This window comes from Paracrocinitomix mangrovi (assembly GCF_019740355.2).
In the GTDB taxonomy this organism is placed as follows: Bacteria; Bacteroidota; Bacteroidia; order Flavobacteriales_D; family Crocinitomicaceae; genus Paracrocinitomix; species Paracrocinitomix mangrovi.
The window spans coordinates 344,853-361,268 of sequence record NZ_CP091819.1; the positions used below are offsets into that span (position 1 = coordinate 344,853).

Consider the following 16,416-nt stretch of genomic DNA (forward strand, 5'->3'; position numbering starts at 1 on the left):
TTGCTGTTGTAGCACTTGCATGTGCTGTTGTTAGTCTGAAACAATAGTCCAAGTATCGTTCAGGAAGTGTAATCACTTCTAAAATCAACCTTTATAAACAATTAAAATGTTAGAATACTATATACATAATCAAGAGTTTGCGTTTGAGTCTGGCGAAAAGTTAGATCACTTAAAAATTGCATATCAAATTATCGGAAATCCTGAAGCTAAAAAGTTGATATGGGTTTGTCATGCATTGTCGGGGAATACAGATGTCCTGGATTGGTGGGGAGGTTTGTTTGGGATAAATAGACTGTTTGATCCTTCAGAATATAAGATTGTTTGTGCAAATGTGCTAGGGTCTTGCTATGGTTCAACCGGGCCGGATGATTTTGAGGAAGGATCAGTGTTTCCTTTGGTGACAATCAGAGACATGGTTAATGCGCATGAGGTCCTTCGCAAGGTGTTGGGAATTGAAAGGGTGGATGTCTTAATTGGTGCTTCTCTTGGTGGGCAACAGGCTTTGGAATGGTCTATTCAAAATCCGGAATTTTCTGATCATTTGATTTTGATAGCTACAAATGCTGTGCATTCTCCTTATGGAAGAGGTTTTAATGAAGCTCAGCGAATGGCATTAAAGGCTGATCCAACATTTGGACAAGAAAATGGAGGAAAGCAAGGTTTGGCTGCTGCCAGAGCAATTGCAATGCTTTCATACAGGTCTTATAATGATTTTAGCATAAAACAGGCAGACACAGAAGGGCGAATAAATGATTTTAATGCTTCTTCCTATTTGAATTATCAAGGATCAAAATTCATTGAAAGGTTTCAGGCTAAGTCATATTATGTCTTGTCAAAATCCATGGATAGTCATGATGTAGGAAGGGAGAGAGGAGGAGTTGAGAAGGCTTTAAAGCTGATCAGTGCCAAAACATTAGTTGTTGCTGTTGATTCTGATGTATTGTTTCCTCAGTTGGAGCAGAAAAGGTTGGTTGAGGGGATTCCTGATGCAGTTTTAGGCTTTATTAAATCGCCTTATGGGCATGATGCTTTTTTGATAGAATATGAGCAGTTAAGCGGGATAATAAAAGACTTTTTATACAATGATTTTAAAATAAACAAACCAACTGTAGTGAAAACTACATTAAAAAATGTGAGATGAGAAAAGAATTAAAAATAGGATTATTTGGATTTGGATGCGTGGGATCAGGGCTTTATGATGTGCTGAATAAGAGTAAGTTATTAAATGCTTCCATTGATAAAATAGTGGTTAAAGATCCTTTAAAGCAAAGGTCTTTGCCGGAAGATCAATTTTATTATGACCCCAATGTTATTCTTGATGATCCTGAAATAAATGTGGTGGTTGAATTGATTGATGATGCTGATGCGGCATTTGATATCGTTACAAAGGCTTTTAAAAAAGGAAAACATGTGGTAAGTGCTAATAAAAAGATGATAGCAGAGCACTTGATTGAGTTGTTGACATTAAAAGATGAATATGGTGTTTCATTTTTATATGAGGCTTCTTCTTGCGCTAGTATACCGGTGATCAGAAACTTAGAAGAATATTATAATAATGATAGTTTAGCGGGGATAGAAGGGATTTGTAACGGTACCACTAATTATATTTTGACCCGTTTGCAGAATGAATTAAAGTCTTTTGATGAAATCTTAAAAGATGCGCAAGATGTAGGTTTTGCTGAATCTGATCCAACTTTAGATATTGATGGATTTGACAGTAAGTACAAGTTGCAAATTTTGATTTTGCACACCTTTGGCTTGATTACACAGCCTGAGGAGGTATTGAATTTGGGGATTCGCTATATAAAACAAAGAGATATTCAATATGCCAAGGAAAAAGGTTTGCGTATAAAGTTGGTTTCATTTGCTCGACGTATTGATGATAAGATTGTAGCATATGTAGCTCCACAAATAGTTGACGATCAGAATTTTGCTTTTGAAATCAATTACGAGTTTAATGGGGTTTCTATTGAGGCATTGTTTTCTGATAAGCAAGTGTTTATAGGAAAGGGAGCGGGTAGTCATCCTACCGCTTCAGCAGTTCTTTCTGATGTTTCGGCTCTTCAGTTTGATTACAAATATGAATACAAAAAGTTTGATGAATGCAAAGCGCAAATGGCTAAAGATGCTATAGTGAAAGTGTTTGTATCAACTGAACAAGTTGATTTGCTTGAAAAAGTTGATTTTATTGAAGTAGAAGAGGAGTTTGTTGCGGTAGATTATGCTTATAAAGTAGGAAGACTGAAGTTGTCGCAATTATCGCATACTTTTTACAGAGAAAATCCTGAATTGTTTATTTCTTTTTATGGAGATAATGACATTGAATTACTTTCTTTAAGAGAAGAATTTAAAGAATCTGTAACGGTATGAAAATTAAACTAGAAAGAATAGGTGAGCCATTTCATTTACTTGCTACAAATGAAGAAGGGGCTAAAATAGAATATGACGCTAAAGAAGATATTGGTGGGACAGGCAAAGGGTTTAGACCAATGCAGGCTGTGGCGAGCTCTTTAGCAGCTTGTTCGTCAATAGATGTTTTGCTCATTTTAAAAAAGCAGAAAATTGAATTAGAGTATTACAATGTGAGTGTTGAGGCAGAAAGAAGAGAGGAGCATCCAAGAGTGTTTACTCATATTCATTTAGAATTTGAGTTCAAAACAAATGGTCCGTCAGATAAACTTGAAAGAGCGGTAGGTTTAAGTGTTGACAAGTATTGTTCGGTGGCACGCATGCTGGAGTCTACCGTAAAAATAACTTCAAGTGTTAAGTTAGTACAATAGTCATAACTATTTGAAAAATAAATTATTAATGTAAATGAAAACAGAGACAAGACTCATAAGAACTCAAGTTGAAAGAAGTGATAATAAGGAACATTCAGTACCTCTTTACATGACTTCAAGTTATGTGTTTGATGATGCCGATCATATGGCAGCCTTGTTCAATGATGAAGAAGAAGGTTATATATATAGTAGGTATTCAAATCCCAATATTTCTGAGTTTGTACAAAAGGTAGCCGACTTGGAGAGGACCGAAACGGGCTGGGCTACAGCATCCGGAATGGCTGCGATATTCTCTGTTTTTGGAGCATTTTTGGAGAGTGGAGATGAAATTTTGTCTTCAAGATCTGTATTCGGCTCTACCCATAAGTTGTTTACTGAAATACTACCTAAATGGGGGATTAAAACTACTTATGTAGACTTTGATGATGTAGATAATTGGGCTGATTCCATTAATAAAAGAACTAAAATTTTATATCTGGAAACTCCTACTAATCCTGGGGTTGATATAATTGATTTGGCCAAAGTAGGGGTGATTACTAAGCAAAACGGATTACTTTACGTAGTAGACAACTGTTTTGCGACTCCAATCAATCAAAAACCTGCTGATTTTGGTGCTGATTTAGTGATTCACTCTGCTACAAAGTATTTTGATGGACAGGGAAGAACAATGGGAGGTATAATACTTGGAAGCGAAGAGCATATTCTTAAAATTCAAGGTTTCGCAAGGCATACGGGTCCGGCTTTATCTCCTTTTAATGCCTGGACCTTGTCAAAATCTTTGGAAACATTAGCGTTAAGAGTAGAAAGACACAATGATAATGCCCTTGAAATTGCCAAAAGATTAGAAAAACATGAGGCGGTTGAATGGGTTAAATATCCATTTTTGGCATCACACCCTCAATATGAAATAGCTAAAAGTCAAATGAAAGGTGGTGGTGGAATTGTGACTTTTGAAGTAAAAGGTGGTTTAGAAAAAGGAAAGTCATTTTTGAATTCACTTAAAATGCTCAGTTTAACAGCCAATTTAGGGGATTCTAGATCAATAGCTACTCATCCAGCAAGCACAACGCATTCTAAGTTAACAGAAGAAGATAGAATGAAAGTAGGTATTAGTCCCGGTTTGATTAGGATTTCTGCAGGATTAGAGCATTTGGAAGATATTTGGGCAGATATAGAGCAGGCTTTAAGTTAAACTGTTTATCAGTTTATCAAATTCATATAGCAGTTTGAGTAAATTTTGAGCTTCAGGTACAAATGAATGATAGTCGTATTGCCGCATTGCAGCTAATCCAACATTGGATTCCTTTGGGAAGTTTCTTGTTTTGACCGCCTCTCTAGCATTTGGAATGAATACAAATTGTAGCCAGTGTTCAAAAGTGTGTGGATCGGGAAGGGTTTTGAGTTTTTTGTTCCAAAAACCTATTTGCTTCAATTCTGATTCAATTAAGTTAAGTTGTTCTTCAATTTTTAGGATAGTAGAAGTCATTTTAAAACTTTACACCAATTACGCAATCGTCATCAAGCTGTTCTAACTCAACTTTTTTCATAATCTAAATATATGAATTGAAAATCAACTAACTATCAATATCCAAAATCTCATTATCTTCTTTTTTCTGTGTTCTTTTCACTAAGAACTTTTGCAAAAACACATACACAAAAACAAGTATCCCCATGGATAAAGCCAGGATTACTTTAAATGCCAGGGTGAGGGGGAAAGTTAGAATGTAAGCAAAGCTCACAAAGGCTAAAACAAAACTGATTAATAAGCTCCACTTTTTGTTTTTAGAGACGTCAATTATTAGTGCAATAATTGGAATTAGCTGAAGTAACAGCAATATCAATCCAAGAAGAGCATAATTTGACATGTTTACAGTTTTTGCATCAACAATTTATACAATTCAACCATTTGAACTATATCAAATTTGTTAACCAATTCGTTGGCTGTATGCACGTTTTGTTCCGGCGCACCAATAAAACACCAATCAAAAGGCAAATCTGTTTGTTGAAGCATTGTTCCGTCAGATCCTCCTGCGCTTTCAACCTCAAATTGGTAGGTGATTTCAGATTGACGAGCAACTTCAATTATTTTATTGACAAAAGCTCTACGTGGAATTCCTTTGTCATGCATTGAAATGGCAACGCCTCCACCTTCCAATATCCCTTCAGTAACCCATGTGATATCCGAAATAAGTGCCTGATAAACATTGTGCTTTTCAATCAAGTATCTTCCTAAAAATCCAACAGATCCTCCACCATGCTCTTCATAGGTAGAAAATACAATTGCTCCATTTTCCAAGGTCTTTGCAACTTCCAGAGCAACCCAAACTCCTAATCTATTGTCCATGTACGGTGACTGAATATGGGTGTCACTTTCTCTGTAATTTGGCTTAAATGTCAAACAGGTTCCTCTGTCTACAATTCTATCCGATACCAATTTCACAGTTTTTGATCCATCCTCATCTTCAATAACCATCATTTCTGTGTCTATTTCTCCTTTACTGTCTTCTCCTACTAATTCGGTGCCATCAATCAGTCTGGGGCCACCTATTGGAACTAAAACATTGTCATATCCAACCATGAATCCAATTGAATCTAAATGAGAAAAAATTGCAGTTGTTGGTTTGCCAAAAATCAGAATAAAGGCATCTTGAAATCCTTTGCCTTCAATAATTTGAGGTTGAACCTTCCAATTGGCTTGGTTCTGTTTGATATAATTTAAAATGTAATTCTTGATATTGGCTTCATCTCCCGAAGCGCTTCGAACTGCAACTAGTTCTTCTAATCCCTTTAGATCAATCATTCAATTAATTCAATTTGATAATGTGGTAGTTGTTCAAAAGTATCTATAATCTCTTTTGATACGCTTTTAACAATGTCAATTTTCACTAAATGTAAAGCATTTTCAAATCCATGACTTTTTACTTCAACCCTCATTTTGTTAAGTCTTGACATAAGATCTCCAGTGTTTGACGGGTCAAATTTAATGATGGCCTTAATAACTTCTTCTTTCTGGATAATTGTATTTTTCTCAATAGCTTCTGCTGTTGCCGTTTTGTAAGCGTTGATAAGTCCTCCAACACCTAATTTGGTTCCTCCGTAATATCTAACAACTGCCACTAATACATTGGTAATTTCAGCAGCCAGGATTTGTCCAAAAATTGGTTTTCCTGCTGAATTATTGGGTTCTCCGTCATCTGAATATCTATCATGATAATTGCTCACTCCTAATCGCCAAGCAAAACAAACATGTACCGCCTTTGGGTGGAGCTCTCTTAATTCCTGAATTTTATCTTTAGCCTCATTTTCAGAAGTGATAGGGTAGGCAAATGCTAAAAATTTGGAGCCTTTTTCTTTGTAAAGTCCTTCTGATGGTTTTGATATGGATTGGTAAGAGGCTATGCCTTGGTGTTTTCAAATTTACTCTCCAAAGATAGCTATCCTTTAGAGAGTATTATAGATCAATTTTATTTGAAATTATTTGCTATATTTTTCAACTAGCTCTTTCTCTTCTTTTGTAAGATCATCCATGTTTGAAACGTAATTTGCATCCGCAACATACCAGGGTTGACGTTCAAAAAATTCTTGTAATTCCTTTGTTTTAAAGACATATCCTCTTCTTGCGAATGGTAAGTTTCTAATTGCTTTTTTAGATAGTTCGTCTACAGGTTCTTGAATTTTCCATTGCTGCTTAATGTCAAATGGTAAAAAATCAGATTTGATGTCAAAAGTTTCTTTTTCAGGATATCCCGACCAACTAACCAGATTTAATTCGCCTGCCGGTTTAAAATTTTTCTTTTGAAAGATGATGTTGCCATTTTGCAAATAAAATTGGGTTACCGGTCCTATTTCAAATTCACCATTTCCTTTTAAATCTAATTTTCTGCCTTTCCCTGTTATAATCCAATCTTTGGCTGCTTCAAAGAAAGATCTGTCAATACAAAATTCTTGAAAATCACCTAAGCTGACAATTAATGTGAAATCATCTATTTGATTGTTGGCCCAACGATTTGCAGCTGTAAGAACATAGCTGAATTCATAAGCTGTCATAACAGATCCTGATAGATCAAAATTGTAGTTATGTTTAATTGTGTTAAGTCCCTTTTTAAACTTTGCTTTGAAGTGGTATACGTAATAAAAATCTACATAATTAGGGTGCTCATCATAAACTAAGCTCTCAGGTCTGGGTTTTTTGAATTGACCGTTAGCATAGTAAACTTCCTCGTCAACCATAGACACACTATAAGGCAAAACAATATCATTTAATTGTACGCTAAAATCTCTCATGTAAGGATGTTTACCGTCTTTAGGAGAGGCATCCACATCTCCACTTGGCGATTCTGCTTCAAATCCAACTAAAACTTCTTTTTCATCTCCCGGATTAAAAAATTCATAATAAACCGAAATGTTTAGGCTGTTATTAGCTGCTCTGCTTATCTGAAGAATTTCTTTTTGAATTTTGATGTTAGATTCAGTAATGGGAATAAGTTGATTTCCTTTAGCGTAAAAAACTCCGTCATTAGCATATCCTGCCATGGTAAATACCATAGCTATTGCAAAAAATACTTTTTTCATTTTTAAAGCTGATCTGTGAAAAAGAAGAAAAAGAAAGCCGCAACATGTTCAACAGGTATAGACTTGTCGTAATATCCTATTGTTGAATATGATCCGTTTTGAACCTTCCCATCCTTAATGTATCCAATAGTTGAATATGAACCATTCTGAATTTTACCATCTGAATTTACATACCCAATTGTAGAATAAGAGCCATTCTGCACTTTTCCATTTTTGATGTATCCAATTGTGGAATATGATCCGTTTTGAACCTTTCCGTCTTTGATGTATCCAATGGTAGAGTAGGAACTGCTTTGAACTTTTCCATCACTGTTGATATAGCCAACAGTTGAATAGCTTCCGTTTTGTAATTTTTGAGCATTTACGCTTATTGCGATAAAGAATACTGCTATTGATAATAGTGCTTTCATGTTTTGTTAGTTTAACCGTCAATAGTACATTGATATCTAGCCTTTGTGTCGGATATTTTTTCTAGAATCCACATGTCAGGTGTATTTAGGTCAGTTTGTATTCCTGAAGTCAAAATACTGTAAGTGAAATAGTCAGTTGGATGCATGAATTTATCTAATCCTTCAACATTTGAAATCACCAATGCTGTTCCTGAAGGGATAGTGTACATAGCTGATCCTTGTCCAGGATTGTTAGCTTTATCCTTGTAATCCACTGAAACAATGATAGTTTGATCTGTCGCATTTATGACATAATGATCAGTGTCTAATTTTTCTGTTTGTAGAGGAAGAATGCCTTGAAACATAAAGGCAAAAATCAATAATAACTGCATAAGGTTAAAAATTTGGTTAAGTTATGTACTGTGTGCAGTACAAAATTTGTGCCTTAAGATAGACAATTTCTATTATCATTACTATCTTTATGCTTGGATGATTTCTCTCCATTCACAGGTCGTGTTTCTATTGCGGTCTAAAAATGAGGAAAGGATGGGCACTCTCCGTGACGAGCCTGTGTTATTAATCTAAATTCATTTAATTATGGAAACAATGGAAAAATTATCTTCAGAACAATTAATGAAAATGGAGGATAAGTATGGAGCGCACAATTATCATCCATTACCAGTTGTATTAGCTAAAGGAGAAGGAGTTTTTGTTTGGGATGTAGAAGGAAATAAATATTATGATTTTCTTTCGGCTTATTCAGCTGTAAATCAAGGTCATTGCCATCCTAAAATTGTTGATGCTGTTGTACAACAATCTAAAACCTTGGCTTTAACCTCAAGAGCTTTTTATAATGATTGTCTTGGACCTTATGAGAAATTCGCTTCAGAATTCTTTGGTTTTGACAAGCTATTACCAATGAATACTGGTGCAGAGGCTGTAGAAACTGCAATTAAATTGTGCAGAAAATGGGCTTATGAAGTAAAAGGTGTTCAGGAAAATAAAGCAAAAATCGTGGTTTGTGAAAAAAACTTCCACGGAAGAACTACTACCATAGTTTCTTTTTCTAGTGATGAAGACTCAAGAGATAACTTTGGTCCATTCCCCGGAGGATTTGAAGTAGTAGCTTACAATGATTTAGATGCTTTAGATAAAGCGTTGAATGATCCTAATATTGCTGGATTCATGGTAGAACCTATTCAAGGTGAAGCAGGTGTTTTTGTTCCGGATGATGGATATCTTGCAAAAGCTTACGAATTATGTAAAAAGCACAATGCCTTGTTTATTGCTGATGAAGTGCAAACAGGTATCGCAAGAACCGGTAAATTATTGGCTTGTGATCATGAAAATGTAAAACCGGATATCTTGATTCTAGGAAAAGCAATGTCTGGAGGAGCATATCCTGTATCTGGTGTGTTGGCAAATGATGAAATCATGATGGTTATAAAACCAGGACAACATGGTTCAACTTTTGGAGGGAACCCTGTAGCTGGAAAAGTGGCTATTGCGGCTTTAGAAGTTGTTAGAGATGAGAAGTTAGCTGAAAATGCTCAGGAATTAGGAGAGTTGTTTAGATCTGAAGTTCAAAAACTAATTAAAAAGTATAATATTTTAAAATTGGTGAGAGGTAAAGGATTGTTGAATGCAATTGTTGTAAATGATTCACCTGACAGCAAAACTGCCTGGAACATTTGTGTTAAACTGAAAGACAACGGTATGTTGGCTAAACCTACTCACGGGAATATTATCAGATTTGCACCACCATTGGTAATGACAAGAGAACAATTACTGGATTGTGTGTCTATTATAGACAAGACAGTTGCAGAATTTGAAAAATAAATGAAGAAGGCTCTGAGAAATCAGGGCCTTTTTTAATACCTGACAATAAAAGTTTCACTGCCATCTACATATTCACCTTCATTAATGGCAGGAGTCCATGCAGGCATGTTTTTAACCATCTGTTGAATTTCCTCTAATTGACAAGGGGAAACATTACCGGCAATAATTTGTTCAAATGAAACTTCTCCTGAAGCTGAGACATGGATCATCACTTCAACTTCGTTTTTAAATCCTTCTTTACAAAATCCGGTAGTTGTTTTAATATACTTCTTTAAATCACTGAATCCGCTAGGGTAGTGGGCTCCTCTACTTAAACTAGAGAAGATGTCATTTTTACCCTTTCTGTAAATTTCACCTTTAATGAATCTACCATCTTTGAAATGTAAAATGGATTGTTTTTTCTTTTTTCTTCCGGTATAATTAACCCATTTACCGTGTGGAAAACCATTTTGGAAATTAATTACACTTTTTACCTTCCCAGATAAAAAGTAATCTCTTTTAATTCCATTTCCATCTTTAACCTGAATTCCTCCATCTACACTGTAGGCCATAATTAATCTACGTTTCTTGTATTTGTCAGATGGGTTTTTATCTAGATATTCATCATTTTCAACCTGAATGGTATGAATCTGTCCGTTTGAATAGTATTCCCAACTAGTGTCAATTTGAGCACCTAAATCATAACGTTGAATAGATTTTAAATTTCCGTTTTCATAGTACTTTCGAATCTCTCCATGAGCTATTCCATATTGAAAATCATACGAAGCACTCAAAGTACCATCTTCATAATAGAATAAGAATTTACCCATTCTGTTGGCATCATTCATTTTGCCTTTGTAATACCCCAACATTTGAAGATTGTTGGTAGAAACGTAATAGTCTTTTACCTCCAACAGAGAGTCGGGTCTGAATTTGGTTTTTCTATAGTAAGTAGCTTCATCTTTTTGAGTCACTACCCAATGTTGATCTAGATACAAGGTGTCAGATTCTCTTGTAGCTGCCTGGGTAAAGGACAGTTTAAATGTCAAAAGGAATAATATGGTAAATAGTAGTTTTTTCAATTTGCCAGTTCGTGTATTTTAACTTTGACAGTACCATCTCTGTCAATTTCTGTCAATGTAACTTCAACTATTTGGTTGATTAATTGTGGATCAAATGCTGTTTTTACTTTCACGTAATTTTCAGTAAATCCATTAATCATGCCTTCGTTGTCGTCAGCCTCAAACAATACTTTGAATGTCTTTCCTATTTGGCTTTCATAAAAAGCTCTTCTTTTCTTTTCAGAAAGTATTTGAAGTTGTTTGCTTCTCTCTCTTCTAACATTAACCGGAACAACTTCTCCTAATTTTCTTGCAGTAGTGTTTGCTCTTTCTGAATACGTAAATACATGTAAATAAGATACATCCAATTCCTTAACGAAATTAATAGTTTTATTGAATTCTTCATCAGTTTCGCCAGGATATCCTACAATAACATCTACACCAATACAACAATCAGGCATTAATTTTTTGATAGTGGCAACCCTATCAGTATATAAATCAGTGAGATATTTTCTTCTCATGGATTTCAATAAGTTGTCTGATCCAGACTGCAGAGGGATGTGAAAATGCGGAACAAAATTATTTGAATTAGCTACAAAATGGATAATGTCATTCGACAACAAATTAGGTTCAATGGATGAAATTCTCCAGCGATCTATCCCTTCAATTTTGTCAAACTCCTGAACTAATTGGTAAAAATTTTCATCACCCTCCTGTCCAAAATCGCCAATATTTACGCCCGTTAAAACAACTTCTCTAACATCTGTTTTTGCAATAGCCTTAGCTTCTTCAACAGTTTCTGCAATACTTGCGTTTCTACTTTTACCTCTTGCTAAAGGGATGGTACAAAATGAACAGAAATAGTCACAGCCATCCTGAATTTTTAAAAAGGTTCTGGTGCGATCACCAATTGAATATGAAGGAACGAAAGTGTTAGTTTCCTTAATGTTATTATTTAAAACTGTAGCTTCTTCTTGTTTTTCAAGTGATTCAATATGCTCAAGAATATTGAATTTTTCATTGGCGCCTAAAACTAAATCTACACCTGGAATTTCAGAAATTTCTGTTGGTTTTAGTTGAGCATAGCAGCCAATCATAGTTATAAAAGCATCAGGATTAATTTTTAATGCTCTTCTAACAATGTTTCTACATTTTTTATCAGCATTTTCTGTAACTGAACAGGTGTTTATCACAAAAATGTCAGGTCGATCATTGAAATCGACTTTTGCAAATCCTTGATCTTCGAAATTCCTAGCAATTGTAGAAGTTTCAGAGAAGTTTAATTTGCAACCCAATGTGTAAAACGCCACCTTTTTATACTGACTCATGCTGCAAAGATAGCTAATTACCTAAAAGCAATAGGTAAGGAGCAAGGCATAAAAAAAGCCCTTCAATATTGAAAGGCTTTTAAATGATTTATCGTGATTAAAGTTCCTCGAAAGTAACTTCTTCTTCTTCGGTTTCTGTTCTCTCTTCTGGTTTTTTGTACTCTCCAGTGTCCCACAACTCTTTTATTTTACCCAGCGCCTCGGTCATTCCTTCATTGAATTTTTCGAAGTCTTCTTTGTAAAGGAAAATTTTGTGTTTCTCATACTCCGGTCTACCATCATATTCTCCTGTTCTCTTGCTCTCCGTAATTGTCAAGTAAAGATCTTTTCCTCTGGTAGTTTTAACGTCAAAAAAATAAGTTCTTTTCCCTGCCTTAACTCGCTTCGAAAAAACTTCGTCGTTTCTCTCGTTCATCTTTCCCTTTTATTTTAATTTAGATTTCACAAATTTATAATTTCTGAACAAATTCGGAAATTTATTTGGATTTATTTAAATCGATAAAGTCAATGATGCTTGAAGTGTCATCATGATTAAACCAATTTACATCCTCATTTTTCCTGAACCAGGTGTATTGCTTCTTAGCAAATCTCCTGCTGTTTCGTTTAACTAATTCAATTGTTTTTTCCAGATCATATTCTCCTTCAAAATAAGGTTCAAATTCTTGATATCCCACTGTTTTAAATGCTTTGCAAGTACTGTAAGGTAAAAGTTCTCGAACCTCATTTTCCAATCCGGATTCAATCATTTGATCAACTCTTTGATTAATCCGTTCATATAATCTTTCCAAATCCATTTCAAGTCCTATCCAAATGGTTTCAAAACCTCTTTCTTTTGGCTTTTGTTGACGTAGATTGGAATATTTTTCACCAGTAATTTGATAAACTTCAAGCGCTCTCATTACCCTTCTGGGGTTTTTCATATCACTTTCATTATAAAATTCAGGATCAATTTGTTTAACTTCTTGAGATAAGACTTCTAAACCTTCCTTTTGCCAGCGGTCAAAAAGTTCTTTTCTAATTTGCTGGTCTGATGGAATATCGTCAATTCCGTAACACAATCCGTTAATATACAAACCACTGCCACCAACGGCTACACAATAATCATTTTCTTTGAATATTTCATCCAAAGTTTGAATTGCATCTGCCTCATACATGCCGGCAGTGTAATAATCTTTAATAGATCTAGAGTTGATGAAATAGTGTTTAACGGCTTCAAGTTCAGATTTATCGGGTTTGGCAGTGCCAATTTCCATTTCTTTATAAAACTGCCTTGAATCTGTTGAAATAATGGGACAATTAAGATGCTGAGCAATTTTAATACTCATTGCAGTTTTACCTACTGCTGTAGGTCCAACGATTACAATTAAAGTTTTAGATTTCTGTTGATTTAGCTCAGCCATTCGTCATACAGCTCTCTGATACAACCATGACCTCCATTTTTCTGTAAAATGATATCAACTTTGCGTTTTACTTCACTTACTGCATCTGCCGGACAGGCTGTTAATCCAACTGCTTCTATAATATCCATGTCATTGATGTCATCACCCACATAAGCCACTTCTTCTAGCTTAATATCTAAGTTTTTTAACCAGCCATTTAATATTTCAAGCTTGCTTTCTGAACCTACATACACATGCTCAATCCCAAGTAAATCTGCTCTATCCTTAATGACTTGAAATTTTTTACCGTGTGAGATAATACCAACTTTGGTTCCTTTTTTTACCAATGCTTTTATGGCAATACCATCCTTGGCGTTGTATCTTTTTATTTGATCACCATTCTCAGTAAAATACATTCCCCCATCAGTCATAGTGCCATCAACGTCAAGAATCAACATCTTAATATTATGATCATCAAACTGATGAAGTTTTTTAAGATCCTTTAGCACTAGTACATCAATTGGCATATTAAAATAAGCAGCAATATCAATTAATTCATCCGGAGTAGGTTCAATTATTCGAACCTTAGGTATGCGAATACTTTTTTCAAATTCGGTTATGCTCATACCGTGTTTTTCACATAGATGAAGGATATTGCTGTTATATATATTCATTTAATATGTTTATTGAAATTTACTAAAAACTAGACAATTTTACGACCAACAGCTGCAGCAATTGGTTGTAAAGAATCCAATAATTTTTCAAATGACGGGTGATCTAATTGTTGTGAAGCATCTGATTTAGCTACAGATGGGTCAGGGTGAACTTCAATTAATAATCCATCAACTCCCATAGCAACGCAAGCTCTGGTTAAGTCTGGAACTCCATATGCATGTCCCATAGCGTGTGATGGATCTAAAACAACCGGTAGATTTGTATACTCTTTTAAATAGCTTACACCACATAAATCCAGCGTGAATCTTGTTTTAGTTTCAAATGTTCTGATACCCCTTTCGCACAAAATTACATTTGGATTTCCACCTGAAAGAATAAATTCAGCACATTGAACAAACTCCTGCAATGTTGTTCCAAACCCTCTTTTAATTAGAACTGGTTTTGTGGTTTTTGCGCAAGCTTTAAGAATCCCATGGTCATACATTGATTTTGCACCAATTTGAATCACGTCAGAATATTCTATTACTTCATCAACATGCGTGGCATCTCTAACTTCTGTAATGATAGTCAAACCATGCTCTTCCTTCATTTTCTTAAGTAACTTCAAGCCTTCTAATCCTAATCCTTGAAAACTATAAGGAGAGGTTCTAGGTTTGTAACAACCTCCTCTAAGAGTTGTTAGATTTAAACTTTTCAATAAAGCAGATGATTGCTGAATTTGTGGTTCGCTTTCAACTGAACATGGACCTGCAATTACAATTGTATTGTTAGAATTTCCTCCAATCTCAACATCACCAATTTTAACCGTTCTTGTTCTGTTCAAATAAGATCTGGCAGATAACTGCATATCCGTATCAAATACAAACGTTTCAGTGGCTAATGATTTATATTCTTGAGGCAATTCTTTCATGCTTGAAGAAGTGATCACAACATATTTGTCCCCTTCTTTAAACATAAAAGCTTTTAAATCCTCTGCAATGGCTAATGCTTTTTCATTTCCAATGTTTTCGCTAAAATGTGCGATCATAATTCTCCTTTAATTAGGTTCATAAAGTTGATGGTTCCTATAGCTTTATTGTGATCGTCTATAACCGGCAAATAAACTATAGGCATACTTTCTTTTTTAATAAATCTCAATAATTGATGAACAGTATAAGTTCCCTTAACGCTTAAAGGGTTTCTATTAATCATTTTTGAAACATTAATATTGTTCAAATCATTAATACTGGTTAACAATCCTCTTCTCAAATCAGCATTTCCAATAATCCCTACAAATTCTTCACTTTGATTTAATATCATAACAAAGCCTAACTTCCCTTCATTCATTGTTCTTAGCAAGCTTTGAAGATTTAAATCACTTTCAAAGATAACAGGTGATTCATCTAAATCTTTCATGAAATCGCGCACTTGAAAATGAGATTCAATTTCATTCAATTTAAGATTGAGTAAGGCAGAATTTATATTGGTAGAATTAAACAGGTAAGATCCGGACACTGAAGCATAAACTCCCATATTTCTTAATATGAAAGATACTTCTGCATTAACACCTCCATCCACATGCACTTTTTTGTGCGGATACTTGCTTTGAAATGCTCTTATTCTTCTAAAATTTCGTTTATCAAAAACTCCTCCGCTTTCTCCAGGAATAGTGCACATGAAAAGTATAAAATCAAAGTCTTGTGCATATTGACTAAAAACATCTATCGGCGTTTCAGTTGTAATTGCAAGTCCTAATTGACCCGAGAATTCTTTAGGGATATCAAGGTTTTTATCTACTAAATCTTCGTATTGAAAAGTGACATATTCAATATCAAAAGACTGAAGCGCTGGAATAAACCTTTTTGCATCAGTTGTAATGATGTGTAAATCTATTGGAATGTGAGACGATTGCTGTATTTGATCAATATCTGTAAAGACGTTTAAGTCATCTTTGCAATCAACATGAATCATATCTACATGACTTTCATTTAAGTCTTGAATAGTCTGTGACAGTGCTTGTTGCTTGTCCGAGTATATTGATGCAGATATTTTCATTTCTCGATTTCGTAAAAATTTTCGTTGCAAATAGCAATGCGAAAATTCGCTCCTAAAAATACGGCTTCTTTTAAATCTTCTTCTAATTGTTGAATGTTTTCCTTTTCATTTTCAGGAATTTCTTCAATGTCACTTGACTGTACCATTTTTAGTATAATAGATCCCTCTCCTTCAGACATGTCGGTAGAAGTCAGCTGTATTGAATGTTTATGTTCAAAAATGAGGTTGTTGGCTTCAAAGTAATCTGCTAAGGGCTCCACAAAAGACTTCATATCCTCTGAAAAATAGATCTCTAGATTTCCTCTGGTATATTTTTCTCCAAAACTTGTTTGACAAGCCGATAATATCAGGATAGCTGAAAAAAGTAAGAAGTATGTAAA

Annotated in this window: 20 protein-coding genes; 5 read left to right on the forward strand and 15 right to left on the reverse strand. The window is 34.7% G+C overall.

All coding sequences use genetic code 11. The features are described 5' to 3' along the window. The first annotated feature begins 106 nt into the window (after positions 1-106). From K6119_RS01515 to K6119_RS01530, 4 genes are read left to right on the forward strand one after another with little or no spacing between them, the layout of a single operon-like run. Positions 107-1,141: a homoserine O-acetyltransferase family protein gene (locus K6119_RS01515; RefSeq protein WP_221834258.1), complete on the forward strand. Its 1,035-nt coding sequence runs from the start codon at positions 107-109 to the stop codon at positions 1,139-1,141. Beyond that, positions 1,138-2,370 (forward strand): homoserine dehydrogenase, encoded by a 1,233-nt coding sequence (locus K6119_RS01520; protein WP_221834257.1) that lies wholly within the window; start codon positions 1,138-1,140, stop codon positions 2,368-2,370. The genes K6119_RS01515 and K6119_RS01520 overlap by 4 nt, the downstream gene beginning before the upstream one ends. After that, entirely contained in the window at positions 2,367-2,780 is a 414-nt protein-coding gene (locus K6119_RS01525) for an OsmC family protein (RefSeq protein WP_221834250.1), read from the forward strand. Before K6119_RS01520 ends, K6119_RS01525 begins: the two co-directional genes overlap by 4 nt. Positions 2,781-2,814: 34 nt before the next feature. Further along, positions 2,815-3,972: a trans-sulfuration enzyme family protein gene (locus K6119_RS01530; protein WP_221834247.1), complete on the forward strand. Its 1,158-nt coding sequence runs from the start codon at positions 2,815-2,817 to the stop codon at positions 3,970-3,972. Here K6119_RS01530 and K6119_RS01535 read toward each other — a convergent pair. From K6119_RS01535 to K6119_RS01565, 7 genes are all read right to left on the reverse strand, one after another. Next, complete coding sequence (locus K6119_RS01535; protein WP_221834245.1) at positions 3,964-4,266, reverse strand: YqcC family protein; 303 nt, start codon at positions 4,264-4,266, stop codon at positions 3,964-3,966. The two genes, K6119_RS01530 and K6119_RS01535, sit on opposite strands and share 9 nt — an antisense overlap. An 88-nt stretch (positions 4,267-4,354) precedes the next feature. Further along, the gene (locus tag K6119_RS01540; protein ID WP_221834244.1) at positions 4,355-4,645 is read right to left on the reverse strand and encodes a hypothetical protein; all 291 of its coding nucleotides are present in this window, start codon (positions 4,643-4,645) and stop codon (positions 4,355-4,357) included. 2 nt (positions 4,646-4,647) lie between these two features. After that, on the reverse strand, positions 4,648-5,580 hold the full coding sequence (locus K6119_RS01545; RefSeq protein ID WP_221834242.1) for an aminopeptidase: 933 nt from the start codon (positions 5,578-5,580) through the stop codon (positions 4,648-4,650). Beyond that, positions 5,577-6,179, reverse strand: a complete 603-nt coding sequence (locus K6119_RS01550) for an IMPACT family protein (protein WP_221835271.1) — start codon at positions 6,177-6,179, stop codon at positions 5,577-5,579. The genes K6119_RS01545 and K6119_RS01550 overlap by 4 nt, the downstream gene beginning before the upstream one ends. Before the next feature lie 75 nt (positions 6,180-6,254). Next, positions 6,255-7,352, reverse strand: a complete 1,098-nt coding sequence (locus K6119_RS01555) for a YARHG domain-containing protein (protein ID WP_221834240.1) — start codon at positions 7,350-7,352, stop codon at positions 6,255-6,257. Between the two features lie 2 nt (positions 7,353-7,354). Then, positions 7,355-7,762: a 5-fold beta-flower protein gene (locus K6119_RS01560; protein WP_221834238.1), complete on the reverse strand. Its 408-nt coding sequence runs from the start codon at positions 7,760-7,762 to the stop codon at positions 7,355-7,357. Positions 7,763-7,773: 11 nt separating this feature from the next. Beyond that, on the reverse strand, positions 7,774-8,133 hold the full coding sequence (locus K6119_RS01565; protein ID WP_221834237.1) for a hypothetical protein: 360 nt from the start codon (positions 8,131-8,133) through the stop codon (positions 7,774-7,776). Between the two features lie 205 nt (positions 8,134-8,338). On the opposite strand from K6119_RS01565, the gene rocD reads away from it, so the two are divergent. After that, positions 8,339-9,580, forward strand: coding sequence for an ornithine--oxo-acid transaminase (gene rocD / locus K6119_RS01570; RefSeq protein ID WP_272492208.1), 1,242 nt, complete (start codon positions 8,339-8,341; stop codon positions 9,578-9,580). Positions 9,581-9,612: 32 nt separating this feature from the next. Here rocD and K6119_RS01575 read toward each other — a convergent pair whose 3' ends face one another. The 8 genes from K6119_RS01575 to K6119_RS01610 all read right to left on the reverse strand — a co-directional run bounded on the left by K6119_RS01575 (position 9,613) and on the right by K6119_RS01610 (position 16,308). Next, positions 9,613-10,641, reverse strand: a complete 1,029-nt coding sequence (locus tag K6119_RS01575) for a toxin-antitoxin system YwqK family antitoxin (RefSeq protein ID WP_221834233.1) — start codon at positions 10,639-10,641, stop codon at positions 9,613-9,615. Next, the gene (gene mtaB, locus K6119_RS01580; RefSeq protein ID WP_221834229.1) at positions 10,638-11,948 is read right to left on the reverse strand and encodes a tRNA (N(6)-L-threonylcarbamoyladenosine(37)-C(2))-methylthiotransferase MtaB; all 1,311 of its coding nucleotides are present in this window, start codon (positions 11,946-11,948) and stop codon (positions 10,638-10,640) included. Before mtaB ends, K6119_RS01575 begins: the two co-directional genes overlap by 4 nt. A gap of 97 nt (positions 11,949-12,045) precedes the next feature. Next, on the reverse strand, positions 12,046-12,363 hold the full coding sequence (locus K6119_RS01585) for a DUF3276 family protein (protein WP_221834221.1): 318 nt from the start codon (positions 12,361-12,363) through the stop codon (positions 12,046-12,048). A gap of 61 nt (positions 12,364-12,424) precedes the next feature. Continuing rightward, complete coding sequence (miaA, locus tag K6119_RS01590) at positions 12,425-13,348, reverse strand: tRNA (adenosine(37)-N6)-dimethylallyltransferase MiaA (protein WP_221834220.1); 924 nt, start codon at positions 13,346-13,348, stop codon at positions 12,425-12,427. Then, the gene (locus K6119_RS01595; RefSeq protein ID WP_221834219.1) at positions 13,336-13,953 is read right to left on the reverse strand and encodes a KdsC family phosphatase; all 618 of its coding nucleotides are present in this window, start codon (positions 13,951-13,953) and stop codon (positions 13,336-13,338) included. The genes miaA and K6119_RS01595 overlap by 13 nt, the downstream gene beginning before the upstream one ends. Positions 13,954-14,030: 77 nt before the next feature. Next, positions 14,031-15,029 carry a 3-deoxy-7-phosphoheptulonate synthase gene (aroF, locus tag K6119_RS01600; protein ID WP_221834218.1) on the reverse strand — a complete coding sequence of 333 codons (999 nt, stop codon included), beginning with the start codon at positions 15,027-15,029 and terminating at the stop codon, positions 14,031-14,033. Then, positions 15,026-16,036: a CBS domain-containing protein gene (locus tag K6119_RS01605; RefSeq protein WP_221834217.1), complete on the reverse strand. Its 1,011-nt coding sequence runs from the start codon at positions 16,034-16,036 to the stop codon at positions 15,026-15,028. Before K6119_RS01605 ends, aroF begins: the two co-directional genes overlap by 4 nt. Further along, positions 16,033-16,308, reverse strand: coding sequence for a hypothetical protein (locus K6119_RS01610; RefSeq protein ID WP_221834216.1), 276 nt, complete (start codon positions 16,306-16,308; stop codon positions 16,033-16,035). Before K6119_RS01610 ends, K6119_RS01605 begins: the two co-directional genes overlap by 4 nt. Positions 16,309-16,416 lie beyond the last annotated feature (108 nt).